This is a genomic window from Burkholderia sp. Ac-20365 (genome assembly GCF_017104715.1).
Classification (GTDB): Bacteria; Pseudomonadota; Gammaproteobacteria; order Burkholderiales; family Burkholderiaceae; genus Paraburkholderia.
On sequence record NZ_JAAGPI010000061.1, the window covers coordinates 18,115 to 41,819 of the forward strand.

At 64.5% G+C, this 23,705-nt stretch carries 17 protein-coding genes and 1 pseudogene; 10 read left to right on the forward strand and 8 right to left on the reverse strand.

The window, feature by feature from the left end:
* Positions 1 to 8: 8 nt before the first annotated feature.
* Entirely contained in the window at positions 9 to 2,447 is a 2,439-nt protein-coding gene (locus G3O01_RS42490) for an FUSC family membrane protein (protein WP_205813465.1), read from the reverse strand.
* A 223-nt stretch (positions 2,448 to 2,670) separates the two neighbouring features.
* Here G3O01_RS42490 and recC point away from each other — a divergent pair, with 223 nt between their 5' ends.
* The 4 genes from recC (at position 2,671) to G3O01_RS42510 (ending at position 12,371) form a co-directional block, all read left to right on the forward strand.
* The gene (gene recC / locus G3O01_RS42495) at positions 2,671 to 6,057 is read left to right on the forward strand and encodes an exodeoxyribonuclease V subunit gamma (protein WP_205813466.1); all 3,387 of its coding nucleotides are present in this window, start codon (positions 2,671 to 2,673) and stop codon (positions 6,055 to 6,057) included.
* A complete protein-coding gene (gene recB / locus G3O01_RS42500; RefSeq protein WP_205813467.1) occupies positions 6,054 to 9,770 on the forward strand; it encodes an exodeoxyribonuclease V subunit beta in 3,717 nt (1,238 codons plus the stop codon). Before recC ends, recB begins: the two co-directional genes overlap by 4 nt.
* On the forward strand, positions 9,767 to 11,758 hold the full coding sequence (gene recD / locus G3O01_RS42505; RefSeq protein ID WP_205813468.1) for an exodeoxyribonuclease V subunit alpha: 1,992 nt from the start codon (positions 9,767 to 9,769) through the stop codon (positions 11,756 to 11,758). The genes recB and recD overlap by 4 nt, the downstream gene beginning before the upstream one ends.
* A 460-nt stretch (positions 11,759 to 12,218) precedes the next feature.
* Positions 12,219 to 12,371 carry a hypothetical protein gene (locus G3O01_RS42510; RefSeq protein ID WP_205813469.1) on the forward strand — a complete coding sequence of 51 codons (153 nt, stop codon included), beginning with the start codon at positions 12,219 to 12,221 and terminating at the stop codon, positions 12,369 to 12,371.
* Between the two features lie 95 nt (positions 12,372 to 12,466).
* Here the strand turns inward: G3O01_RS42510 and G3O01_RS42515 are convergent, their stop codons facing one another.
* Positions 12,467 to 13,126: a VC0807 family protein gene (locus tag G3O01_RS42515; RefSeq protein WP_205813470.1), complete on the reverse strand. Its 660-nt coding sequence runs from the start codon at positions 13,124 to 13,126 to the stop codon at positions 12,467 to 12,469.
* Positions 13,127 to 13,304: 178 nt separating this feature from the next.
* Between G3O01_RS42515 and arfB the strand changes: the two genes are divergently transcribed.
* Positions 13,305 to 13,712 (forward strand): alternative ribosome rescue aminoacyl-tRNA hydrolase ArfB, encoded by a 408-nt coding sequence (gene arfB / locus G3O01_RS42520; RefSeq protein ID WP_205813471.1) that lies wholly within the window; start codon positions 13,305 to 13,307, stop codon positions 13,710 to 13,712.
* 39 nt (positions 13,713 to 13,751) lie between these two features.
* On the opposite strand, the gene G3O01_RS42525 is transcribed toward arfB, so the two are convergent.
* On the reverse strand, positions 13,752 to 15,026 hold the full coding sequence (locus G3O01_RS42525) for an EAL domain-containing protein (RefSeq protein WP_205813472.1): 1,275 nt from the start codon (positions 15,024 to 15,026) through the stop codon (positions 13,752 to 13,754).
* A 325-nt stretch (positions 15,027 to 15,351) separates the two neighbouring features.
* Between G3O01_RS42525 and G3O01_RS42530 the strand changes: the two genes are divergently transcribed.
* Entirely contained in the window at positions 15,352 to 15,642 is a 291-nt protein-coding gene (locus G3O01_RS42530) for a putative quinol monooxygenase (protein WP_205813473.1), read from the forward strand.
* An 83-nt stretch (positions 15,643 to 15,725) separates the two neighbouring features.
* On the opposite strand, the gene G3O01_RS42535 is transcribed toward G3O01_RS42530, so the two are convergent.
* The 3 genes from G3O01_RS42535 to G3O01_RS42545 form a co-directional block, all read right to left on the reverse strand.
* A complete protein-coding gene (locus tag G3O01_RS42535) occupies positions 15,726 to 15,983 on the reverse strand; it encodes a DNA-binding protein (protein ID WP_205813474.1) in 258 nt (85 codons plus the stop codon).
* A gap of 259 nt (positions 15,984 to 16,242) precedes the next feature.
* Positions 16,243 to 16,476: a hypothetical protein gene (locus G3O01_RS42540; protein ID WP_205813475.1), complete on the reverse strand. Its 234-nt coding sequence runs from the start codon at positions 16,474 to 16,476 to the stop codon at positions 16,243 to 16,245.
* Between the two features lie 314 nt (positions 16,477 to 16,790).
* Positions 16,791 to 17,477 carry a YdcF family protein gene (locus G3O01_RS42545; protein ID WP_205813476.1) on the reverse strand — a complete coding sequence of 229 codons (687 nt, stop codon included), beginning with the start codon at positions 17,475 to 17,477 and terminating at the stop codon, positions 16,791 to 16,793.
* A 294-nt stretch (positions 17,478 to 17,771) separates the two neighbouring features.
* Here G3O01_RS42545 and G3O01_RS42550 point away from each other — a divergent pair, with 294 nt between their 5' ends.
* Positions 17,772 to 18,086: a hypothetical protein gene (locus G3O01_RS42550; RefSeq protein ID WP_205813477.1), complete on the forward strand. Its 315-nt coding sequence runs from the start codon at positions 17,772 to 17,774 to the stop codon at positions 18,084 to 18,086.
* 333 nt (positions 18,087 to 18,419) lie between these two features.
* Here G3O01_RS42550 and G3O01_RS42555 read toward each other — a convergent pair whose 3' ends face one another.
* Positions 18,420 to 18,689 carry a hypothetical protein gene (locus G3O01_RS42555; RefSeq protein WP_205813478.1) on the reverse strand — a complete coding sequence of 90 codons (270 nt, stop codon included), beginning with the start codon at positions 18,687 to 18,689 and terminating at the stop codon, positions 18,420 to 18,422.
* 431 nt (positions 18,690 to 19,120) lie between these two features.
* Positions 19,121 to 19,507 (reverse strand): annotated as a pseudogene (locus tag G3O01_RS42560) (transposase); the annotation flags it as partial.
* A 418-nt stretch (positions 19,508 to 19,925) separates the two neighbouring features.
* On the opposite strand from G3O01_RS42560, the gene G3O01_RS42565 reads away from it, so the two are divergent.
* The 3 genes from G3O01_RS42565 to scpB all read left to right on the forward strand — a co-directional run bounded on the left by G3O01_RS42565 (position 19,926) and on the right by scpB (position 23,536).
* Positions 19,926 to 20,828 carry a LysR family transcriptional regulator gene (locus G3O01_RS42565; RefSeq protein WP_205813479.1) on the forward strand — a complete coding sequence of 301 codons (903 nt, stop codon included), beginning with the start codon at positions 19,926 to 19,928 and terminating at the stop codon, positions 20,826 to 20,828.
* A 99-nt stretch (positions 20,829 to 20,927) separates the two neighbouring features.
* Positions 20,928 to 22,166: a pyridoxal phosphate-dependent aminotransferase gene (locus tag G3O01_RS42570; RefSeq protein WP_241024727.1), complete on the forward strand. Its 1,239-nt coding sequence runs from the start codon at positions 20,928 to 20,930 to the stop codon at positions 22,164 to 22,166.
* A 317-nt stretch (positions 22,167 to 22,483) separates the two neighbouring features.
* Complete coding sequence (scpB, locus tag G3O01_RS42575) at positions 22,484 to 23,536, forward strand: SMC-Scp complex subunit ScpB (RefSeq protein WP_205813481.1); 1,053 nt, start codon at positions 22,484 to 22,486, stop codon at positions 23,534 to 23,536.
* The last annotated feature ends 169 nt before the right edge of the window (positions 23,537 to 23,705 follow it).

The following is a 23,705-nucleotide window of genomic DNA, read 5'->3' on the forward strand; positions in this document are numbered from 1 at the left end:
CGTCGCGCTCAGTTCTCCGGCAAGCGGATCACGCTTGCGTCCTTGCGAATCTGGAACGACGCCGCGAGCATCTGCTTGCATTGATGACCGAGCAGTTTCAGTTCGTGCACGGCGTCGGGGGAATAGTCGGGCGAGCGTTCCGCCTCGACCACCATGGCATCGAGCTCACGCGTCAACTGCTTCGAAATGTCGACCTGGTCGGCAGGCGGTGGCGTGCCTTCTTCGGCTTGCGTGAGGTTGTCGCGAATTGCCGTCAGCGCGCGTTGAAGCGGTTGATGCGACGGGCCGCCGATCTGTTGCGACGAAGTGCGCAGTAACGGCGCCGCCGCCGTGATCTGCGATGCGAGCACATGCGAGCGCACCAGCAGCCCATTGAGTTCCGGCACGAACTTCTGCGCGGACTTGGGCTCGAGCATCATCCGTTGAAAAGCCTGGCCGAGGTTCGCGAAAGCCACATGCACATTCTTGCGCGCGAGCCGGTAGCGATAGTCGCGATCGAGTGCGCTCGCGGCGGCTGCGGCGCCCGGTGTGGGCGCCGAGGATTTGGCACTCGCCGTCGGTGACGCAACCGATGCCGTTCCAGCTGCAGCCGCCATCGTCGCGGGCAGCTCCGCGACGACGCCGGCGCCGCTTGCGGCAATTTCCGCGATGGCCACGGCGGGCGCGAGCGCCGCCGCCTCGGTCAGTGCGCCGGGCGACGTAACGGCAGACGCAGCGGAAGCACCGGCCGGCTTGCCGCTCCACCACCAGCTTGCCTCCAGATAGCTGCGCATCGCGGCGATCATGTCGTTGACCAGCTTGCCCATCAGCCTGTATTCCCAGTACGGGAACAGATGGCTCGCGGCAATCGCGATCGCGCAGCCAACGACGGTATCGATTGCACGTTCGCCGATGATATGCAGGCTGCCCGGCGCGAGCAGATGGAACATCAGCAGCACATAGGCCGACGTGAACACCACGCTCGCCGTGTAGTTGAACAGCAGCAGGCTATAGCTCATCACCATGCACGCGAACATCACGATGATCTGGATATGCGGCTCCTTCACGCTCATGATCAGCGCGATACTCGCCGCGCAGCCGATCAGCGTGCCGACGATACGCTGCCCGTTGCGCTGCTTGGTCAGCGAGTAGCCGGGCTTCAGAATGATGACGGTCGTCATCACGATCCAGTAGGCGTTGGTGAGCGGCAGCAGGCGTCCGAGCCAGAAGCCGATCGCCACCGCGATCGTCACGCGCAGCGCATGGCGAAAGCTCGGCGACGCCATGGTCAGATTCGAGAAGATCGAGCCGAAGGGCACGCGGCGGCTCGACACGAAACGCGTGAGCGCCTGATCGATGCGCAACTCGGTTTCCTTCGTGTTCTCCTCGTTCGCGAGGTTCTTGCGCATCTTGTCGATCAGACGCGTCGCGCTCCAGATGCGCCGGAACGAAGCGGAGATGGCCGAATACGCCTCGTGATTCTTCTTCGGCATATCCTGCTTGCGCATCAGCTCGATTTCATACTCGATTGCGCGCAGTTCGGCCTTCACGTTGATGCGCGCGCGGGGCGGCTCGTTCTGCAGCACGGCGAGACCGATGTCTTCGAGATCGGCGGCCGCCTTGCGGATCAGATCGCGATAGAAGATCAGTATGTCCGAGCCGCCGAACGTGTTGCGCACGAGCGGGTAGTCGGTATGCGCGCCGACGAACTGCTCGTGCAGATCGACGATATGGATAAACAGGTTGAAGAGCGTCGCGCGGCGCGGCTCGAGACGGCCGCTCTTGAGCTTGGGCAGATTGCGCAGCACGATGTCCCGCGCGGCATCCTGCACGGCGACAGCAGCGATCTGCTTGGCGACGAGGTTGCGGTAGCACTCGTCGAGATCGTTGTCGAGATCGTAGAAGTCCGCCCGCGCGATCAGGTAGTCGGCAAGCGCGAACACGCTTTCGGCCAGCGCCTGCTGCTCGATCCGGTACATCATCCAGCGGCTCACGAAGGTCGACCAGTAGGTGAACCACAGCCCGCCCACCAGTATCCACGACGCATTGATCAGCGCCTGCATCGGCGTGAAGTGCTCTTCCAGCGTGACGACCATCATGAAGAGGGTCGCGAAGCTGATCTGCGGCCAGCGGTTGCCATAGACGACGATCAGCGACAGTACGAACGTGAGCGGCACGACGGTACACCACAACGCGACCGGGTTGACGGTTGCCAGCCCGGTGGCGAGCGCGGCAAGAAAGCCGATTACGCTGCACGCGAGCATCTCGTTGTGCTTGTACTTGAGCGGGCCGGGCATGTCGACCGCGCACGCGCCGAGCGCGCCCGTCGCGATCGTGAAGCCGAGTTCGCGATTGTGAAACACGATCAGGCAAAGGACGGCGGGCAGCGACACGCCCACTGCGATGCGCAAGCCGCCATAAAAGTACTGGCTATACAGAAATTTCTTGATTTCGACTGAATAGCGCATCGACCGCCTGGTGTCTCGTGTCTGTATGTTGATGAAGCAATCGGGCCCAGGCCATGCCGGCCTTTGACGACTTGAACTGCCGTCGAGTCTAACTGATTTGACCATGCCCGGACCATCTGCCGGATGGCAAGGTTTCATCTCGATGAACGCGTTTGCTATGCTGTCGCATCCTTTTCCTGCACGGCCTGCGCGCGAGCGTGGCGCCGCCTGTTGACGCCTCTTCATGCTCCAGCTTTTCTATTCGAACCGGTACGATGTGCTCGTCGACGCGCTGCTCGACGGACTGCACGCAACGCCTTCCAGTCCATGGACGGCGCAACCTGTGATCGTGCCGAGCGCGGCCGTGCGGCGGCGGCTGGAACTCGATATTGCTGCCCGTCAGGGCGTGTGCGCGAACATCCAGTTCAGCTATCTCGCGCAATGGCTGTGGACGCAGATCGGCGGCGTGTTCAAGGACGTGCCGAAGAGTTCGCCGTTCGCGCCGGACCGGCTCGTCTGGCGCTGTTACCGTCTGCTCGGCGATGCCGACGAAGCACAGCCATGGAACGCGTCGCCGCGTCTGCGCAGCTACCTCGACGCTGCCGACGCGCCGATGCGCTACGAACTCGCGCGCCGCGTCGCGACGGTGCTCGACCACTATCTGACCTATCGCCCTGAATGGCTGTTGCAATGGCAAAAGGGCGGCTCGATCTTCGCGAGCGGCGCGGCGGACGACACCGGTCCGCGTCTGACGGGCGCAAGCGCGGCGGCGCGCGAAGACGAGCGCTGGCAGGGCGCGCTGTGGCGCACGCTGCTAGGCGAAGTCGCGGGCGACGCGCAGTCGGCGCACGCCGCGACGCCGCCGGCCTATCGCTTTCTCGACGAAGTGCGCACGCTGGATCTCGATGCGATCGGCCGCACGGGATGGCCCGAGTCTGTCAGCGTGTTCGCGCTGCCAACCATGCCGCCGTTGCATGTCGCGTTGCTGCGCGAGTTGTCGCGCTGGATCGACGTGCGGCTGTACGCAATGAATCCGTGCCGCGAATTCTGGTTCGATATCGTGAGTGCAGGGCGTGTCGAAGCGCTCGATGCTGCGGGTCAACTCGACTATCAGGAAGTCGGCCATCCGCTGCTCGCCGAATGGGGCCGGCAGACGCAGGCGCAGCTTCACATGCTGCACGAACTGACGGAAAGCGCCGCCTCCGCCGAGGGCTCGTACTTCGCCGAAAACGCCGCACCGACCTGGCTCGCCGCCGTGCAGAACGCGATGCTCGATCTGCAGGATGAGCGCGAGCTCGACACGCTGCCGCAAGAGCGCGGCATCGAAGTGCATGTGTGCCATAGCCTCGCGCGCCAGCTCGAGGTGCTGCACGACCGGCTGCTCGGCTGGTTCGACGAATTCGACGATCTGCAGCCGTCCGACGTGCTCGTCACGCTGCCCGATCTCGGCGCCGCCGGCCCGCTGATCGACGCCGTGTTCGGCACCGCGCCCGCCGGCGACACGCGCCGCATTCCGTATCGCATTACGGGCTTGCCGCCTTCGCAGGCCAACCCCGTGGCGCGCGTGCTGCTCGACTGGCTCGCGTTGCCCGAGCGCACTGTCGGCGCGCCGGAGCTGATCGAATGGTTGCGTGTCGATGCGATCGCCGCGCGCTACGGCATCGACGCCGCAGCGCTCGAAGACATCCAGGAGTGGCTCGCGGCAGCGGGCGCGCGGCGCGGTCTTGCGCCCGTTGCGCCCGCCGACAGCGCAATTCCCGTCGCGCGTCACACCTTCGCCGACGCGCTCACGCGCCTTTTCCTCGGCTACGCGATGCCCGAAGGCGGCGAACCGGTGGGCGCTTGGTTGCCCATCGAAGGCGCGGACGGCTCGGACGCGGAACTGCTCGGCCGGCTCGCGAGCTTCGTCGACGACGTCGATGCCTTTGCGCGCCGTTGCGGCGACGACATGACGCCCATCGAGTGGACGCAGTTGCTGCTCGAAGTGCTGGGGCGGTGCTTCGACGGTGGCGTCGACTTCGCGGATAGCCTCGCGACCGTGCGCGATGCCGTCGATGCAATGAGCGACGCGATGCGCCTGGGCGCGGGCGACGCGCCGCTGCCTGCGGCCGTGGTGCGCACGGCGCTGTCGGAAGCACTCGACGATCCGGCGCGCGGTGGTGTGCCATGGGGCAGCGTCACGTTTTCGTCGATGACGAGCCTGCGTGGCTTGCCGTTCAGAATCGTCTGCATGTTGGGCATGGACGACGGTGTGCTGCCGAGTCTCGGTCGCGCCGACGAGTTCGATCTGATGGCGGAGTTCGGCAAGGCGGGCGACCGTCAGCGGCGCGACGACGAACGCAATCTGTTTCTCGATCTGCTGCTTGCCGCGCAAGAGCGTCTGCTGATCGCTTACACGGGGCGCAGCATCCGCGACAACGCGCCGCTGCCGCCCGCCGCGCTCGTCGACGAATTGCTCGATCATCTTGCGCGCGTGTCGTCCGAAGAGGACGCGTCGCCTGCCGAACTGGACAAGGCGCGGCGCGCGTTTATCGTCGAGCATCCGTTGCAGCCTTTCGCGTCGGACTACTTCAACGCGAAGAGCGGCCTGTTCACCTACGATACCGACCGCGCGGAACTCGCTGCGTTGCTGGCTGAGCCGTCGAGCACCGATGTCGCGCCGTTCTTCGACGCGCCGCTGCCCATGGAGCTGAACGAGCCGAATGAGCCGAATGAGCCCGTAGCCTTCGACGACTTCCAGCGCTTCTGGCGGCATCCCGCGCGCGCATTGCTGCGCGATCGCCTGGGCATCGTGCTGTCCGACGCGCAAGGCGAACTGCTCGACATGGAGCCGTTCGAACTCGATTACGCAGGCCGCGATGCGCTGGCCGAGCGTCTGTTGCCTGTGCTGCTCGATACGGACTTCGACAAGGAATCGTACGAGCGGGTACGCCGCGTCGCAGAAGCGAGCCCCGAGTTGCCGGGCGGCGCGACGGGCGCGGTCTGGCGCACGCGCGAGCTGTCGTCGTTGCGCGGCCTCGCTGACCGCGTGCGGCGCGAAGTAGCCGCGGGCGTCACGCGCCTGCCGTTTGCGCTCGACATCGACGCGCGCTGGCCCGACACCAACGACATCGCGCTCTTCGGTCCTTATGACAACGCTCTGCGAGAAGCGTCCCGAGGTTCGTTGCACATGCAAGGCACGCTCAATCTGTTGACGCCGACGGGACAGGTCGTGTTCCGTTACGCGAGGCCGACGGCACGCGACTATCTGTCCGCGTGGCTGTCGCATCTCGTCTATTGCGCGGCGCTGCCCGACGGGCCGCGCCGCACGGTCTGGCATGCGAGCGGCGAGTCGTTCGAACTTGCGCCCGTCGAAAGACCACTCGATCAACTCGCGCCTCTTGCCGCGTTGTTCAGGGCGGGGCGGGCATTTCCGCTGCGCTTTTTCCCGAAGAGCGCGTGGGCGAAGATCAGCGATAGCGATTCGGCGGCGCAAGGCGCATGGATCAGCGACCGCATACGCGGCGAGTCCGACGACGCAGCGCTGCGCATCGCGTTTCGCGGCGTGCCGCTGACGCTCGACGAGCCGTTTGGCACGTTGGCGTCGATCGTCTTCAAGCCGCTGGTTGCGCACCTGAGGAGCGCATCATGAGCGGCGCGGCATGGAAGCATGCGCCGGCGGCGCAGGAACTCGACGTGTTCGCGTGCGATCTCGACGGTGTGAATCAGATCGAGGCATCGGCGGGAACGGGTAAGACGTGGAACATCTGCGCGCTCTACGTGCGCTTGTTGCTGGAGAAGAATCTGAGCGCCGATCAGATTCTCGTCGTGACCTTTACGAAAGCTGCGACGGCCGAACTGCACGAGCGGATTCGCGGTCGTCTGGCTGAAGTGCAGCGCGCGATCGAAACGGGCGACGACGGCGGCGATCCTTTCATCATCCGGCTATTCGAGACGACGCTGTCGGACGAGCGCGGGGTCGATCTCGAAGCGGCCGCGAAAACGGTGCGCCGCGCATTGCGCACCTTCGATCAGGCCGCCATTCACACGATCCACGCGTTCTGTCAGCGCGCGTTGCAGGAAGCGCCGTTTGCCGCCGCGATGCCGTTCGCGTTCGAGATGGAAGCGGACGATGCCGCGCTGCGCTTCGAACTGGCCGCCGACTTCTGGCGCGAGCAGGTCGAGCCTGTTGCGGCTGAGCATCCGTCGTTTGCGGCGTGGCTGGTCGAGAAGCGCGCGGGCCCTGCGTCACTGGATGAACAGCTTGCACGCAGGTTGAAGAAGCCGCTTGCGCAGTTGCGCTGGGGCGAGGTTGGCGAAATTGAAGGTGCGCCGCACGACATGCAGGCGCGCTTCGAGGCGGCATGCGAGATGTGGCGTGCCGAGCGCGACAGCATCGTGCGCCTGCTCGAACAGGCGCAGGACCGTCTGAGCAAGACGTCACACAAGCCCGAACTGATTAGCGCCGCGATCGAAGCATGGAGTGACTATTTCGCGCAGGACGATTGCCATGCACCGCCGCCAAAAGCCGCGCTGAAACTGACGACCACTGCATTGACGAAAGGCACGAAGAAGAATTTCGAGCCACCCGTGCACCGGTTTTTCATCGCCGCCGATGAACTCGCCGCCGCGTCGCTTGCAGCGGAAGCTGCTCAGCGCGCGCGCTGGCTCGGTCTCGTGCAGAAGTGGCTCGACTACGCGCCGCACGAACTGACCGCCAGAAAGCGCACGCGTCGCGTTGTCTCGTTCGATGATCTGCTGTCGAATCTGCATCGCGCGCTCGCGAGTCACGTCTGGATGGCGGACGCGTTGCGCGCGCGTTATCCCGCCGCGTTGATCGACGAGTTTCAGGATACCGATCCGCTGCAGTTCGCGATCTTCAATCGGATCTTCGCGCCGAAGGGGCCGCTCTTCCTGGTCGGCGATCCGAAGCAGGCAATCTACAGCTTCCGCGCGGCCGATCTGCATACGTATCTCGCGGCGCGCGCGCAGGCTTCGGCGCGCTATACGCTCGCGGTCAACCAGCGCTCGACGGCGCCGATCGTCGATGCATGCAACCGCTTTTTCGAAGCGAACTCACAGGCGTTCGTCCTCGAAGGGCTCGACTATCAGCCCGTGCGGGCGGGCGAGCGCAAGCGGCCTCCGCTCGTCGACCGCGATGGCGCGGATGGCGGCGACTTCCGCGTGTGGATGCTGCCGCGAGGCGATGCGGCGCTGACCAAACGCGGCGCACAGAACGCCGCCGCCGAGGCGTGCGCGGCAGAGATCGTGCGTCTGCTGCGCGGCGCGCGCGAGGGCGGCGTCATGATCGGCGACAAGCCGCTTGCGCCGGGCAATATTGCCGTGCTCGTGCAGACGCACAAGCAGGGCAGCCTGATCAAGCGCGTGCTGTCGGCATGGGGCGTGGGCAGTGTGGAACTGGCGCAGGCATCCGTGTTCGAATCGCTCGACGCCGAGCAGATCGAGCGCGTGCTGGCCGCCGTCGATACACCGGGCGATTTGCGCCGCCTGCGTGCGGCGCTTGCGACCGACTGGTTCGGTCTCGATGCGGCGTCGCTGTGGCGGCTCGAACAGGTCGACGGCGCATCGTCCGCATCGACGGATGCCATGCAATCCGTCGACGCAATGAGCTGGGTCGAACGCTTCTCGCGTTACCGGATGCTGTGGAACGAGCGCGGCTTCGCGGTCATGTGGCGCACGCTGACACGCGAGCTGCGCGTCGCGCAGCGGCTCGTCGCGGGTACGGATGGCGAGCGGCGGCTGACCAACGTCAACCATCTGGCCGAGCTCGTGCAGGCGCGCGCGGCGACTCAGCCGGGCATCGCGCCTACGCTGCGCTGGCTCGCCGCGCAGCGCGCGGAAGGCGGGCGTGGCGGCGAAGAAGCGCAATTGCGGCTCGAATCCGACCGTAATCTCGTGCAGATCGTGACCGTGCACAAGTCGAAGGGTCTGGAATACGCAGTCGTGTTCTGTCCGTTCCTCAATGACGGCAGCATGCGGGAGCCGCCGTCGTCGGGCTTGCCGGACGCGCGCGAGTATCACGACGATGACGGCTCGGCTGTGCTGCACTACGGGTGCGACGAAGAGCGGGCCGACCATGCGGGCCGCCAGGCCACGCGCGAGCAGGCGGCCGAGCGGGCGCGGCTGATCTACGTCGCGCTCACGCGCGCGGTGTATCGCTGTTACCTCGTGGCGGGCACGTATCTGTCGTCGCGTTCTACTAAGGAATCGGCGCGCAGTGTGTTGAACTGGCTCGTCGCGGGCAACGCGCGCGATTTCGACGAATGGCTCGCAAAGCCGCTCGATGAAGCGCTGATCTATCAACACTGGCAGGTGCTCGAAGGCGGGTCGGTGGCAGTCGGGAATCTGCCGGCGGTTGCGCGCCGTATCCCGCTGGAAAGCGTCGCCGACAGCGGCGCCCGCATGCGCGCGCGCATGAACCAGCGCACGTTGCGCGACGCGTGGCGCATGGCGAGCTTCAGCTCGTTGATCGCGGCCGGTTCGCGCGCGGAAGAGATATCGGCGGCGAGCGAAGAGGCGCGTCCCGATCACGACGAGCTGGCGGATATCGCGGATGCCTCGAACGTGCCGGTGTTCGATGTCGTCGCGGCCCCCGTCGAGTTAGCGTCCGACGACATCCTCGCGTTTCCGCGCGGCGCGGCAGCGGGCGAGTGCCTGCACCGCATGTTCGAACTCGCGGATTTCTCCGACAGCAGCCACTGGCACGAGGCAATCAGACAGGCGCTGCGCGAAAGGCCGGCACCCGCCGAGCCTGAACTCGCGCAACGTTTGCCAGCGATGATGCAGCGTCTGCTCGGCGATATCGTCAGCACGGAACTCGTGCCGGGCATGACGCTCGCCGCGATCAATCCGAAGCGCAGGATCAACGAACTCGAGTTTCTGTTCCCGGCGCCGTCGCTGGAGTTTCCGGCGTTGCGGGCGCTGCTCGCCGCGCATGGCTATCCCGATGTCGCGCTGGAGGCGGGTGCGCTGCGCGGTTTCGTCAAGGGTTTCATCGACATGATCGTCGAACATGAAGGGCGCTTCTGGGTGATCGACTGGAAGTCGAATCATCTCGGCGATACGCGCGAAGACTATGCGGCCGCACCGCTCGACGAAGCGATGGCGGGTCACGCCTACCATCTCCAGGCGCTGCTTTATATCGTCGCGCTGCATCGCTATCTGCGTCTGCGTCTCGCGGACTACGACTATGAGAAGCACATTGGCGGTTATCTGTATCTGTTCGTGCGCGGCGTGCGGCCCGACTGGCTCAATGACGGCCACGCGGCCGGCGTGCACGCGCGGCGGCCGGACCTTGCACTCGTTGCGGCGCTTGATGCATTGATGAATGGAGAAGCGCCATGAGCACGTTCGATCAGCCGTTGCCCGATGTCGAAGTCAATGTCCCTACGCCTGCCGATTTCAGCACGGCGCTCGCCGAAGGTTTCGCGCGGCGCGTGAGCGCGCTCGCGCAGCGTGGCGGCGCGTCGGCGGACAGCGTTCGATGGGCTGCGCGTGCCGCATTCGCGGCGAGCCGCGCGACTTCCGAAGGGCACGTGTGCGTGCCGCTCGACGAACTCGCGCAACGCTACGAGGCCGACGCAGAGCAAGTGCGTGATGCCTTGCTCGCGAGTACTGTCGCCAGCGATGGCAGAGAGCGAACGCAGGCGTTGCGCCCGCTCGTCGTCGATGGGCAAGGGCGGCTTTATCTCGCGCGTTACTTCGATTACGAGCGGCGGCTTGCGCAGTCGCTCGTGGAGCACGCGCGCGGCGAGCGTGAAGATGCCGTGTCGGCGGGGCTGTCGTTGCAGGAGATGCGCGCCCGGCTGTTGCGTTATTTCGGCGAGCCACGCGACGCGGAAGTCGACTGGCAGCGCGTGGCCGCCGTGATGGCGCTGTCCGGGCGGCTGACCATCGTCAGCGGCGGGCCGGGCACAGGCAAGACGACGACCGTGGTCGGCGTGCTGGCGTGCCTGCTCGATGCGCGCGCGGACTTGCGCATCGCGCTCGCCGCACCAACGGGCAAGGCCGCGCAGCGGATGCAGGAGGCGCTGCTCGCGCGCGCCGGTTCGTTGCCGCCCGAACTCGCGGCGCGTTTGCCGCAAACATCGTTCACATTGCATCGGCTGCTCGGCACCGGGCCGAACGGACGCTTCCGGCATCATCGCGACAATCCGTTGCCGTATGACGTGATCGTGATCGACGAGGCATCGATGATCGACGTCGCGATGGCGACGCATCTGTTCGATGCGCTTGCCAGCGACACGCATCTCGTGATGCTCGGCGACAAGGATCAGCTTGCCGCCGTCGAAGCGGGCGCCGTGTTCGCCGAGTTGAGCGCGCAACCGGCGTTCACGACGAAGGCGGTCGGCTCGATCGCGGCGGCACTGGGCATCGACGAACGTCGTTTGCGTGACGCGCTGCCAGCTGGCCGCGACGATACGCCGGACGAGGAATCCCAACCGTTCTTCGACGACCTGTTCGCGACGCCGCCCGAAGCATCGTCGCAATCGCAGCCTGCGCCGCTTGCTGATTGTGTCGTGTGGCTTGAGCGTAACTATCGTTTCGGGCTGGAGTCGCCGATTGGCCGGCTATCGCTGGCGATCCGGCGTGGCGCCGTGCAGGATGCGCTCGATGTGCTGGACATCGATCCCGTCGAGCCCAGCGCGGCAGCATTTCGTCAGGACACCGACGCCGCGCCATCGGAGCGCACGATCCAGCGGCTCGCGGCCGGTTTCGCGCCGTACGCCGACGCGCTTGCTGCGGCGCTCGTCGACACCGCGGGCGCGACGGCGCATGCGCTCAACCTGTTCGACGCGCTGAACCGTTTTCGCATCCTGTGTACGACGCGGCTCGGTTCGCGCGGGGTCGAGCAGATGAATACGGCAATGGCTGCTCAGGTGCGCCGCGTCGCGCGCGTGCCGCTGGCGATTGGCGCGCAATGGTTCGCGGGCCGGCCGATCATGGTTACGCGCAATGACTATGCGCTGGGTCTGTTCAATGGCGATATCGGTATTGCGTTGCCGGGCGCAGACGGCTCGCTGCGCGTGTTGTTCCGTGGCGCGGATGGCAGTTTGCGCGCGGTGTCGCCTGCTGCGTTGCCGCCGCATGACACGGCGTTTGCGCTTACGGTGCACAAATCGCAGGGCTCGGAGTTCGATCACGCTGTGTTGATGCTGCCATCGATGTTTAGTCGCGTGTTGTCGCGGGAACTCGTTTATACGGCTATTACGCGGGCGCGTGAGCGGGTTGATGTGGTTGGTTCGCGCACTGTGTTGATGCGGGCGATTGCGACGCCGACGCAGCGGGATTCGGGGCTTGCGGCGCGGATTGTTGAGGCGAGTGAGGGGTAGGTTTGGGTTTGGGTTTTTGCTGGCATCCGCGTGATGGTGTTGGTTTGCCTGGGTTGCCCCTGTGCGGGGCGGCACTTACTTTCTTTGCCGCCGCAAAGAAAGTAAGCAAAGAAAGCGGGCTAACACCGCCCGCTCTTGACCACCGCCTGAGGGCCCCCAACCGTTCCTCCGCTTCACACGGCGTTCTGCCATTCAATGCCCGTTGCCAGCGCCTCGAACAGGCGCCTCACCCGCTTCAATCACCCGTAGCACAGCCAGCGGCAGCGAATGGTTGCGGCCGCCCAGGTGGCAAACTGTGTGTCGGTCGTAGTGCTTCACACCTCAGCGCTGTTACGACACCGATCGTGTTTTTCAGTCCGGAGTGAAGCGCACACCGCGCGAAAGCCGACACACAGTTTGCCGCTATAGAACGTGGGCGATTTCGTCGCGCGTGTGGTGACGCGGGAGTGTGAAGTGGGTGATGAGCCAATTCGAAGCGCTGGCAGCGGGCATCGAGAAGAATGCGGTCGCGGACGGGACGGGGCCGTTGGGGGCCCGTGGGCAGGAAGAAAAGTTGGCGGTGTTCAGCGGCTTTCTTTTGCCTACTTTTCTTTGCCGCGGCAAAGAAAAGTAGGTGCCGCCCCGCACAGGGGCGACGCTTGAAGCGGGCAAGACAAATCGCGGATGCCAGCATCAAAGAAACGCCGACACCAGCAACAAAAAAACCAGCTAATTAGCAGCCGTACCCCGCGGCGGTTCCGCTTCAGAATCGGTCTGCCGCTCCGCGAGATCCCGCAACGTCCGCCGATACCAAAGCGTCCAGACCATCAGCGCACCAAAGATGCTATAGCCAACAAACGGTGACACCACGAGCACGCGCTCGATAGGCCAATGCCATGCCATATACCCACGCAGCAGGGTTTCTCCTGTGAGCCCAAGGCCCCAGGTAGCCGTCAGCACCCGCAGCCCGCGGGCAAACGCCGGCCGTTCGCGCCAAAGTACTTCAATGTGAGCGGCGCCATTATTCATCTCGCGCGCGACGAAAGCACGCGTCAGATAGAACACGGCAGGTCGTCGCAACAGCAGCGACAACAGAAAAGCGACACCAATCGCACCCGACACCAGCGACTCGCGAAACAGCAGCATGCGCGGATCGCCGCCCAACGCCATCGCGCCGATCGACAGCACGATGCCAAGCAGCACCGTCAGACTGAGCGCGTCGGCGCGCCTGAAGCGAACCAGTTCGACGATGCTCCACGCGACGGGCGGCACAGCCGACGCGATCAGCCCGCCCGTTTCACCCCAGTAGGGCTGCGCGAGCCGGTACGCAACCCACGGCAGCACGAGATTGACGACGAGTTCGAGCACCTGCGCAGGGCGCATTTTCATCACGATGGTGGACCCTCGGGCTGAAAGTGTCAGTATCGGTGAGTTCGGCGGTTGGCGGCAATTGCGTGATACACCATGCAGGCGCCCCGGCTCGCCTCGTTGCGCTTGCAATTCGCGTACCGCGCATGCGCGGCCGCATAGCCGGTTACACTTGCCATTCCTCTCACCACGCTTTGACATGACTTCACGCTATCCGATCCCGCCGAACGAAATCGAACTGACGGCCGTGCGCGCGCAGGGCGCGGGCGGGCAAAACGTCAACAAGGTGTCGAGCGCGATTCACCTGCGCTTCGACGTGCGCGCGTCGTCGCTGCCCGAGGTGCTGAAAATGCGCCTGCTCGCGATGAGCGATCACCGGATCACGCGCGACGGCGTCGTCATCATCAAGGCGCAGGAATACCGCACACAGGACATGAACCGCGAGGCGGCGCTGGCGCGGCTCGACGCGCTGATCGACAGCGTCAGCGTGACCCGCAAGGCGCGCGTGGCGACCCGGCCGACACGCGCGTCGAAAGAACGGCGGCTCGAAAGCAAGGCGAAGCGCAGCGACGTGAAATCGGGGCGGCGTTCTGTCTCGCACGAATGAAGCGCGGGCAAGGTCATCGCGGCGCCCGCGCTTTTCTCCTCAAACAGGACTTGGGTTACGGACTTCGGGCAGGAAATCGACGCAGAACACATGCGTCGCGCCGTCGCGCTGGACCGTGACGGCGGCCGTATAGCAGTCCTGGCCATCCATCAGCGAACAGTGCGGGCCCATCATCGCGACGCGTCCCGGCGCGGCGAGCGCATGCTTGAAATACGCGCGCCGCGACCAGTTGTTGCGGGTGTCGGGAAAGAGCGGCGCGAGCCGCGCGGGCGGCGAGGGCGTGCCGCTTGCCGTGATCGACGGCTCCAGTTGCTCGCCGCGATCGCTCAGCACGAAGACGCGGCGCGCGTCGGGTAGCAGGAAGACGGGTTTCGCGGCCTCGTTGAGATCGCCTGTTTGCATGTAGAGCGATGCGCCCGCGAGCACGGCTTCCGTGAATCCCTCGAAGCCCGGGCGCTGATAGCGCGAATGCGTGCGCTCGTAGCTCTCGAAACGCTGCCACATCTGCTCGATCAGTTCGGGCACGCGCGCGCTCGCCGTCTGTATCGAGCCCTTCGGCTGGCCGAACCAGTAACCCTGGATGAAATCGACGTCGGCCTGCATCAGCGTCATCAGCTCGTCTTCCGTTTCGACGCCTTCCGCCAGCACCAGCGTGCCGGACTGATGCAGCATGTTGATCAGATGGCCGATCAGCGAGTTGTCGTTGTCCTGGCGGCCCGCGCGCGCCACCAGCGAGCGGTCGAGCTTGACGATATCCGGCCGGAAGCGCCACACGCGATCGAAGTTCGAAAAGCCGGTGCCGAAATCGTCGATTGCAATGAGGAATTCGCGCGGCTGCGATGCAGCGAGCATGCTGGCGACGGCGGATTCGTCGTCGGCAGGCTGCTCGAGCACTTCGATGACGATGCGCTCCTGCGGCAGTCCGAAATGCTCCGACAGTTCATCGATGAACGGACGCTGCGGCCATCCTGTTTCGAACACCTGTGGGCGCGTATTCAGGAACAGCCATCCCGTCTCGATGCCTTGCGCCATGAAGTTCGCCACGTGCAGGCAACGCGCGAGGCGATCGAGCGCGCGCGCATCGGCGGTCGACCGGGTGCCCGAAAACAGCACGGCAGGTGAGATAGGGTGACCCACGGGATCGAAGGCGCGCAGCAGCGCTTCGTAGCCGACTATGCGCTGGTGCGTCACGGAGACGACCGGCTGGAAAACGCTGCGCAACGTAATGGTTCGCCACGGCGCGGCCCATCCGGCCTCGTCCTGCACCATATGCTGCAGAAGGCCAGTGAGCGTCGTATCGTCGACGTTTGGCATGACGGCAGATTGTCCTATGCAGCGTGCGGCGCTCGCCCGTGTGCAGCGACATGCCGGCGGCAGGCATGCGCAACATCGGCGCAATGGAGGTCGGGCCCGAAGGCGATCGGATCGATGCCGTTCACGCGCGACTCCGCTCAGTTGTGCAGCTCAGTCCAGCTCAGTTCGTCGAAACCAGTCTAGCAGTTCGTATGCGATTCGAATGTTCGGGTAATCACAGACGGGTGCAAGAGTCTGTGCCGTTCCGGCTCGAAGTTGGCGCAGGTTGACGGCGCATTTGTGGCAGCGGCGCTATGCTGCTGGTTTCCTGAAACTGGAGTGCAGTATGTCGGAAATCGCAGTGGTGGCGATCTCGGTCGCCAAGCCGGGACACGAGGAAGAATTGCGCGCGGCGCTCGAAGGTATCGTCGGGCCGACGCGCAAGGAACGCGGCGCGTTGCAGTACGACCTGCATCGCGACTTGCGCGAGCCGCGCCGCTTCGTGTTCTTCGAGCGTTGGGAAAGTGAGGAAGCGCTCGCCGCGCACGCGAAATCGGCGCATATCGAGGCCTGCAAAAAGGCGTCCGCGCAATGGATCGAAACGGCGGAATTGCGCATCGTGTCGAAGATAGCCTGAGACGACGCGTCCAGAAACAGCAAGGCCCGACAGCATGGCTGTCGGGCCCCGCGATGAAACGTGTGACGCGCTGCCTGAATTGATCAGTGCGTCGATTGCGGCACGTCGAGGATCAGGATGATGGTCCAGTCGGCATCGCCGTCGTGATGATACTGGCGCTCGGCGACGATGAACGGCTGCTGCTTGCCGGCCGGCCCGAGAAACAGCACGTCGCCTTCCATCGGCAGACATTCGACGGGCGGCAGCGCGAGGAACGCGTCCTGATTGCCGCGCGGCATGAGTTTTTCGATCTTGCGGGATGCTGCTTCAGTCCATTCGATGTCCAGCTGGATGTTGCTCATTCTGTCCTCCGCACCAGGGGCGCACGCGGGTTGGGTGTGAATTGTGTCGATTCTTCGGTGCGCGACTTTAGCATAACGTCGATGCGCGCTCTGTGGCATGTGGCTGGCCACCGTTCATGACTGACGTCGCTTCACGCCAATAAAAAAGCCGAGGCCGTGTTGAACGGCTTCGGCTTTTTTTGTTTGCGCAGCGGCTTGCACTGCGACGCGCGCCAGGGCGAGCTGCTGGGCGCGTCTGTCTAGCCCATGTGCAACGCGCTTACTGCGCCGGCGCGGCCGGCTTCTTGTGATGCATGCCCTTGTGGTGCTTCATCGGTGCGGGCGGCGCGCTTTCCATCGCCTGCTGCTTCGACTGTAGATCTTGCGCGCGCTGCTCGATGTCGGCGGCCTTCGCGGGATCGGTGCTCATCACGACGCCTTGATCCTGCTGCGCGTACGCCGCGCCCGTCAGTGCCGAAAGGGAAACCAGGATTGCCAGGGACACTTTCTTCATCGTTGCCTCCGTAGAGAGTGGTTGTGGACCCGAGTATGGCCTGTCCAATGGAACGACAGTGCATTCTAGCCAGCAATGTTCAGTCCAGCGCGCCTTCTGTAACAGAATTCACAGACAGTTACGTCTGGTTACATTCGTCGAGGGCTTGCGCAGAAGCGCAGCGGCGAAGCCATTGCGCATCGGAGCTATTGTCCTGCGCTTTGCCGCGCGTGTCGCGACAAGTCAGATTTTCTCAGCGGAGTATGACGGGTGCTTGTCGAAGGCATGCTTCCAATCCATCGGGATAGCTAAGCAACGGGCGAACTACGCGCGCATCAGAACCAGCCGATTTGCCGGTACACATGAAACTGCGCGATGCCAATCAGTTCGTGCAACGCAATCTCGGCGTCGGAGAAGTTTTGCGGGCGCGGCAGGAGCCCGCGTTTTGCCTCGCGCGTGTTCGACACGATCGGCAGCGGGTCCATGCCGAAGCGATGGAAGTCGAGCAGGGCGCGCGGCATCTGATACGCCGATGTGACGAGCATCAACGAACCGTAATATCCCGCTGGCAGAATGGCAGCGACGTTGCGAGCGTTCTGATACGTCGTCAGGCTGCTGTTCTCGAGGATGATGTCGCCGCGTGGCACGCCTTCGCGCAGCAGATAGGGCAGGTAGGTGTCGGCTTCCGTCGCCTCGTGGTCTTGCGGGTTGCCGCCGCTGACGATCACGTGGCACACCGCGCTGACGTGCTTGCAGCGCGTGTAGAGATCGGCGCTCTTGACGATCCGGGCGATTGCGTCCTTCGGCGGCACGAGTTTGCCGTCGCGGTGAATCGTGCCCGTGCCGAGCATCACGATGGCCGTATGGGACGCGTAGGTTGCGGGAGCAACCGTCTGTCCGCCGGGCGGCGCGCTGGGCTGGGCGAGATCGAGCACGGGTTGGGCGAGCCACCCTGCGCCGAACGCCCAGAAGACGGCGATCGTTATTGCGCCGATTAGCGTGCGGGCGCTGCGCAGCAGCATGAAAGCTGCAAAAAAAAGCAGCAATAAAGTTAAAAGAATCAATTTTATTGGGGTAACGTATGGTATTCGGACATTTCCACGAGCGGACTATCGCGCCCGTACGGTCGCATCGCCGCCAGCTGGAAGCAGAACGCTAGCACGGCGTTCACACGGGGGCCGAAATAAACGGCGGCCAATGGCCGCATGGGCGGATATGGGCGTGAAAGCTTCGTTCTCCGCCGTGCGCGCGTCGACAAGACGCGCCATTGTGTCGCGAACAAATAAGTCATGGCTGCACTTTAAGAAAGAAGTGAGATGACCGCTTATTCCAACGAAGTCGTACTCGAGGCGCTGCGACGGGCGCAATACCGTCAGGTGCCGTGGGCCAAGCGCCCAGGCGTTTTTCAATATCTGCGTTCGCTTGGCATGATGGACACCGTTCGTCAACGGACGGTCGCTCCCGCGCCGGGTTTCCATGCTCCTGTGGACATTGCGGTGCTGACCGAACGCGGCCGCGCCGAGTTTGCGCGGCTCGCACGCGACGAGCGTTCTCTCGACTGGGACGCGCGCCGCATGCGTAATTACGTTTTCGCCGGTGCAGTCGCCGGAGAGAGGGCGGCTGCCGTCTAGGCGACGGCACTTTGCAGGGCGCGCGCACGCGAGAACAGCGTTGCGCGCGGGAAACGCGCCGCGTGAGGCGTGTCGAGGGCATGTCGCCGCGTTTTCCTCGTTTTTACATTTCTTTTAGGTCGCCGGGCCGGTGTGGGCATCGCGCGACTCCCATCCGAGGTCGGCGAAAAAAAAGCCCGTATCGCGAGGATACGGGCATACCGGAATTACTTCTGCCACGCTGTGCTTAATGGCATTGGTGAGACTGGCGACGTGGCGGGTGGTTCCCGATATCGCACATCTTCATCGAACGTCATCGCTCGGTGCCAGCAGACTTGCCTGCCGGCAGCATGGTCAATGCGCGGCGGGACCGCGCCGTGGCGGCCCTTCGTCACGCTGCCCATCGGGCCGCGCGCGCACGTTACTCGCGATATCGCCGCGCAGATCGCCGCGCGGCGTAGGCGGCGTGAAATTCTGGGTGCGCGTTTCCGCCTGCTGCCAGGCTTGCAGCGTGGCAGGCTGTTCCGGCCGCCAGTTCCAGCCTTGCGGACGTTGTTGCGCGGATGCAGTCGCGGCGAATATCGAAAGGACCAGGCCGCAGACATGCAGTGACAATGGCCTCATGATCGGTTCCCGACAAGCCGGCCGGGACGGGCTTGTTTGCATACTGGTACGGTATGCCGCGCCGCGAAAGCATGCTGTAAATAAAAGTAAATGGATGTTTCGTCCCGTCACCGGCGCGATGCGTATCGGGTGAGGATGGACGTTGGCGAGCGGGAAGGGCGCCGGCGCACGCGCGTCGCGGCGGGCGAAGACGAACGCGCGGGTGCTCGCGGGTGCTGTAACCAGCGGAAAAATCGGCAGACGGGCGGACCGTCGCGAACACCCGGCGACAAACGCGTTTCAGTGAGCGAACGCGCGCAATCGATCGAACCCGCGGGCGGGAGCGATGCCTGGTCGGATCGAAGGGATTCGGGCTGAACGGATGTCAGCCAGAGAAACGCGCCGGGCGCCCTGAGGCGCCCGGTTGCGTGAATACTGCATCAGGCCATCTTGACGGGCGCGCGCCAGGATTCCGGATTGGTCCAGAATGCGCCACGCAGACGGTCGCGGCTCGGCGGTGCCGGTGGTTTGGCTGCCGTTGCGCCGATGCGTCCGCGCAGCGAAATCTCGCGGCCGCTCGTGCCCAGTCGCTTCACAATTTCCGCGAGCGTGCCGTCGGCTTGCCATTCGTCGAAACGACGACGGCACGTCGGCGGCGACGGATAACGGCCTGGCAACTTGGACCAGCCTTCGCCCGTCGACAAAACCCACAACACGGCGTTGACTACCGCGCGAGCTTCGACGCGTGGTCGACCACGGCGTTCGCTCCGTGCCGGCTCAGCACAGAACAACGCCTCTACCAGCGCCCACTCGTTGTCTCTCAAATCGTCGAACACCATCATGTTTCACCTCAGCGAAGCTAACTCCGGTGCGCTGCCCCGCGCTGCGCACTCTTCATGCGCCCGATTCCGTATCGGGCGCCGGCGGAGAGCCGGCCTATGCCTCGCGAACCGTTTTTCACCAGTCCGAATCGGCGCCGACTCTTGTGCAAGGGGAAATGCACGAAGCGTGCCACCTTTCACCTAACCGCCTCGAAGCCCCGCCACATCAAGCCGTTACGGGCGTTAGCCTGGCCCGTATGAGAATCCAAAAAACTCATCACGCAAATCAGGACAATCACCAATCTTGTGCAATCAGGCCCGTCCCGCGTGCGTTCGCGCCTTTTTGCTGCATTGCAGCGAACGTTGCGAAATGATGCGCGGACGTGTTTCGGGATATAAAATCTGCATCAAACGACATCATTCATGAGGAGAGGGGATGAATGTGACGCTGCGCCAACTGCGCGTGTTCATCGAAGTGGCGCGACTGCAGAGTTTCAGTCGCGCGGGGAGCGAAATCGGCCTCACGCAGTCGGCCGTGAGCCGGTGCGTGCGCGAACTGGAGGCCGAGATCGGGCTGAAGCTGATCGACCGGACGACGCGTGAAGTCCAGTTGACGGACGTCGGTGGCAACCTGGTGGCGAGCGTGTCGCGCCTGCTGACCGATCTCGACGACGCGCTGCGCGAAATTCGCGAGATCGGCGAGCAGCGGCGCGGGCGGGTGATGGTGGCGGCCAGCCCGACCATCGCGTGCCGGCTGATGCCCAATATCGTCGCGGCGTGCGGGATGCAGTTCCCGTACATCACGCTCGGGCTGCGCGACGACGTGCAGAGCGACGTCGTGCGCAAGGTCAAGTCGGGCGAGGTGGATTTCGGCGTGGTGATCGGCCCGCTGTCCGCCGACGACCTGTTCACCGAGCCGCTGATGACCGATTCCTTCTGTCTCGTGTCGCGCGATGATCATCCGCTGGCATCGCGCGCCGACGTGAGGTGGCGCGAACTGGATGGCGAGCGCCTCGTGATGCTCGATCAGGCGTCGGGTAGCCGGCCGATCATCGACGCTGCACTGGAAGCGCACAACGTGAGCGCCAATATCGTGCAGGAACTCGGCCATCCCTCGACGGTGTTCGGACTGGTGCAGGCGGGCGTCGGTGTGAGCGTGCTGCCTTGGCTCGCGTTGCCGTTGCCGGCGGGGTCGTCGCTGGTGGCGATCCCGCTCGTGCCGCGCGCCGAGCGTACCGTCGAGCTGGTGCGCCGGCGGGACCGCTCGCTGTCGCCCGCTGCGGACGCCGTGTGGAATCTGATTCATCAGGTGCCCGGACGGACGGAGGATCTGCGCTGAAGCCGTGCTCGCGCTTGCGTCGTCGCTGCCGGGTTCGCTCCGTCCGTAAATTGGGACGCGCTACACTCGCATCTTTCGACAGACCCGCCGGGACCCTCGATGCGCGAAACGGACTTGCCCCAGTCACAGACCTCCCAGATTCCCGAAGCGACGCCAGGCGCGAAACCCGACGCTCGCGATGCCGTGCGTGCGTTGCGCCCGTCGCAGATCCGCGAGGTGGCGAACGCCGGTTTTGGATTGCCTGATGTCCTGCCGTTCTGGTTCGGCGAGTCCGACCGCGTAACGCCGCCGTTCATCCGCGATGCCGCGAGCGCGGCGCTCGCATCGGGCGAAACGTTCTATACGCATAACCTCGGCATCGCGCCGTTGCGCGAGACGCTCGCCCGCTATGTGTCGGCGCTGCACGGGGCGACATCGGTCGAGCATGTGGCAGTGACGAGCGCGGGCGTGAACGCGCTGATGCTGGCCGCGCAACTGGTGGTCGGCGCGGGCGACCGCGTCGTGGCCGTCACGCCGCTGTGGCCGAATCTGGTCGAGATTCCAAAGATTCTCGGCGCACAGGTCGATACCGTGTCGCTCGTTTATGGTGCAAACGGCTGGCAACTCGATCTGGAGCGGCTGCTGGCGGCTCTGACGCCGGACACGAAGCTCTTGATGCTGAACTCGCCGAACAATCCGACCGGCTGGGTGATGAGTCGCGACGAGCAGCGCGCGGTGCTCGAGCATTGCCGCCGTCACGGCATCTGGATCGTCGCCGACGAAGTCTACGAGCGTCTCTACTACGCGGGCGAGGCGGGCGAAAGCGCGCCGTCGTTCCTCGATCTTGCCGCGCGCGACGAGCGCGTGATCTGCGTGAATTCATTCTCGAAAGCGTGGCTGATGACGGGCTGGCGGCTCGGCTGGATCGTCGCGCCTGCCGCGCTGATGGACGATCTCGGCAAGCTGGTCGAATACAACACGTCGTGCTCGCCGGCGTTCGTGCAGCAGGCGGGCATCGCGGCGATCGAGCAGGGCGCGCAGTTCACGCGCGATCTGGTCGCTGACTTGCGGGGTTCGCGCGATCACCTCGTGCAGGCGCTGTCGGCTGTACCGGGTGTCGATGTGAAAGCGCCGCCGGGCGCGATGTACGTGTTCTTCTCGTTGCCGGGCGCCTCGCGCAGCCTCGAACTGTGCAAGGCGCTGGTGCGCGATGCGCGGCTCGGACTGGCGCCCGGCAGCGCGTTCGGCCCTGAGGGCGAGGGCTTCGTGCGTTGGTGCTATGCGTGCGATACGGCGCGGCTCGACGCGGGCGTCGAGCGGCTGAAAGCGTATCTCGAGCGGCACGGCGGTGCGCGCTGAAATATGCGCAAAGGTCGGTGCGCCGGAAACACGCGGCGCACCGACCCGTTATGCATCGCCGGAAATGTCGATTAAGGTGCAGTCTGGATTTCGTCTTTACGCACCGATTGTTTTTGCGTAATATGGCAGCCAGTCACGCGGTTCCCTCGCGGAATTTCGCTGCTCCGTCGTCCGGCTGGGTTTGGCTCGATGCCTTTTTCGCCTCCCCCCGGTGCGTGCTCCCATCAATATGACCGATCAGAATCGGGCGAGCGCGTCTTCAGTTCCACATCGTCTGTTTGATCCGGTTCTTTGACCACAGGGTCTGACCTAGCTGCATGAATACCCAAGAGGCGAAGATCGTCCTCGAGACTGCCTTGATCTGCGCGCAGGAGCCGTTAAAGCTCGGTGATTTGCGTAAGCTATTTGCCGACGGCGTGTCGGCGGATACGGTCCGCACGTTGCTTGAAGACCTGAAGCAGGATTGGTCCGGACGCGGTGTCGAACTCGTCGGACTGGCGTCCGGCTGGCGTTTCCAGAGCAAGCCCGCGATGCGCACGTATCTCGACCGCCTGCATCCCGAGAAACCGCCGAAGTATTCGCGCGCGGTGCTCGAGACGCTCGCGATCATTGCGTACCGGCAGCCCGTGACGCGTGGCGATATCGAAGAAATCCGCGGCGTGACCGTGAACACGCAGGTCGTCAAGCAGCTCGAAGACCGCGGCTGGATCGAAGTGATTGGCCATCGCGATGTGCCGGGCCGCCCGGCGCTGTACGCGACCACACGTTCTTTCCTCGACGACCTCGGCCTGAAGTCGCTCGAAGAGTTGCCGCCGCTCGCCGATCCGTCGGCGCAGTCGAACATCGATCTGCTTGCGCAGCATGCAATCGAGTTCACGGAAGCCGAAGCGGTTGAGGGTGAGACGATTGCACCGGAAAGCGCCGAAAACGCTGCCGATGGCATGACGCATGCTCTTCCCGAAGGCGAGGAAGCGCCGCAAGCCGCACACGTTGCAGACGCAACGCCAGTGCAGCCGCAGGAAGCCGCGGCGCAGGAAGGCGACGCGCAGGCTTCATCGCCCGCATCTGTTTCCGATGACGCCGAAGCCGGCGTCGAGCGTACGGATGTGTTGGCGCATACCGAACATCGCGTTGCCGACGAGGCAGCGCAAGAAACAGAAACGGCTCAAGAAGCTGCTTCAGACGCGCAACCGGAAGAAGAAAACGAGGGTGCGCGCGAAAACCATAACGAGACCGGGGACGCGGATCGCGCCAACCTGGCCGGAACAGACCAGAGTCACGCGGCGCACGACGATCATCCCGATCGCCGCGACGCCGCTCAGGACGCGGGCGAATTCTCCGACGACGAAGCCGAGTCGCGCAGCGCCTGACGTAACCGTACTTTTTGACGCGCCCGCAACGGGCGCGCGACCTGACATTTTGAGGTTGTTTTGACAGACATCCACGACACCGATTCGTCCGAATCCGAGCGCGCCGTCGCTGCTGCGCGCCCCGACGAAACGCGCACCGCGCAAGGGCCCGACGCCGAAGGCGACGAGC

Excerpts from the sequence above, each read along its gene's own strand:
- G3O01_RS42490 (WP_205813465.1), bottom strand. The coding sequence starts at position 2,447 with ATGCGCTATTCAGTCGAAATCAAGAAATTTCTGTATAGCCAGTACTTT.
- recC (WP_205813466.1), top strand. The coding sequence starts at position 2,671 with ATGCTCCAGCTTTTCTATTCGAACCGGTACGATGTGCTCGTCGACGCG.
- recB (WP_205813467.1), top strand. The coding sequence starts at position 6,054 with ATGAGCGGCGCGGCATGGAAGCATGCGCCGGCGGCGCAGGAACTCGAC.
- recD (WP_205813468.1), top strand. The coding sequence starts at position 9,767 with ATGAGCACGTTCGATCAGCCGTTGCCCGATGTCGAAGTCAATGTCCCT.
- G3O01_RS42510 (WP_205813469.1), top strand. The coding sequence starts at position 12,219 with ATGAGCCAATTCGAAGCGCTGGCAGCGGGCATCGAGAAGAATGCGGTC.
- G3O01_RS42515 (WP_205813470.1), bottom strand. The coding sequence starts at position 13,126 with ATGAAAATGCGCCCTGCGCAGGTGCTCGAACTCGTCGTCAATCTCGTG.
- arfB (WP_205813471.1), top strand. The coding sequence starts at position 13,305 with ATGACTTCACGCTATCCGATCCCGCCGAACGAAATCGAACTGACGGCC.
- G3O01_RS42525 (WP_205813472.1), bottom strand. The coding sequence starts at position 15,026 with ATGCCAAACGTCGACGATACGACGCTCACTGGCCTTCTGCAGCATATG.
- G3O01_RS42530 (WP_205813473.1), top strand. The coding sequence starts at position 15,352 with ATGTCGGAAATCGCAGTGGTGGCGATCTCGGTCGCCAAGCCGGGACAC.
- G3O01_RS42535 (WP_205813474.1), bottom strand. The coding sequence starts at position 15,983 with ATGAGCAACATCCAGCTGGACATCGAATGGACTGAAGCAGCATCCCGC.
- G3O01_RS42540 (WP_205813475.1), bottom strand. The coding sequence starts at position 16,476 with ATGAAGAAAGTGTCCCTGGCAATCCTGGTTTCCCTTTCGGCACTGACG.
- G3O01_RS42545 (WP_205813476.1), bottom strand. The coding sequence starts at position 17,477 with ATGCTGCTGCGCAGCGCCCGCACGCTAATCGGCGCAATAACGATCGCC.
- G3O01_RS42550 (WP_205813477.1), top strand. The coding sequence starts at position 17,772 with ATGACCGCTTATTCCAACGAAGTCGTACTCGAGGCGCTGCGACGGGCG.
- G3O01_RS42555 (WP_205813478.1), bottom strand. The coding sequence starts at position 18,689 with ATGAGGCCATTGTCACTGCATGTCTGCGGCCTGGTCCTTTCGATATTC.
- G3O01_RS42565 (WP_205813479.1), top strand. The coding sequence starts at position 19,926 with ATGAATGTGACGCTGCGCCAACTGCGCGTGTTCATCGAAGTGGCGCGA.
- G3O01_RS42570 (WP_241024727.1), top strand. The coding sequence starts at position 20,928 with ATGCGCGAAACGGACTTGCCCCAGTCACAGACCTCCCAGATTCCCGAA.
- scpB (WP_205813481.1), top strand. The coding sequence starts at position 22,484 with ATGAATACCCAAGAGGCGAAGATCGTCCTCGAGACTGCCTTGATCTGC.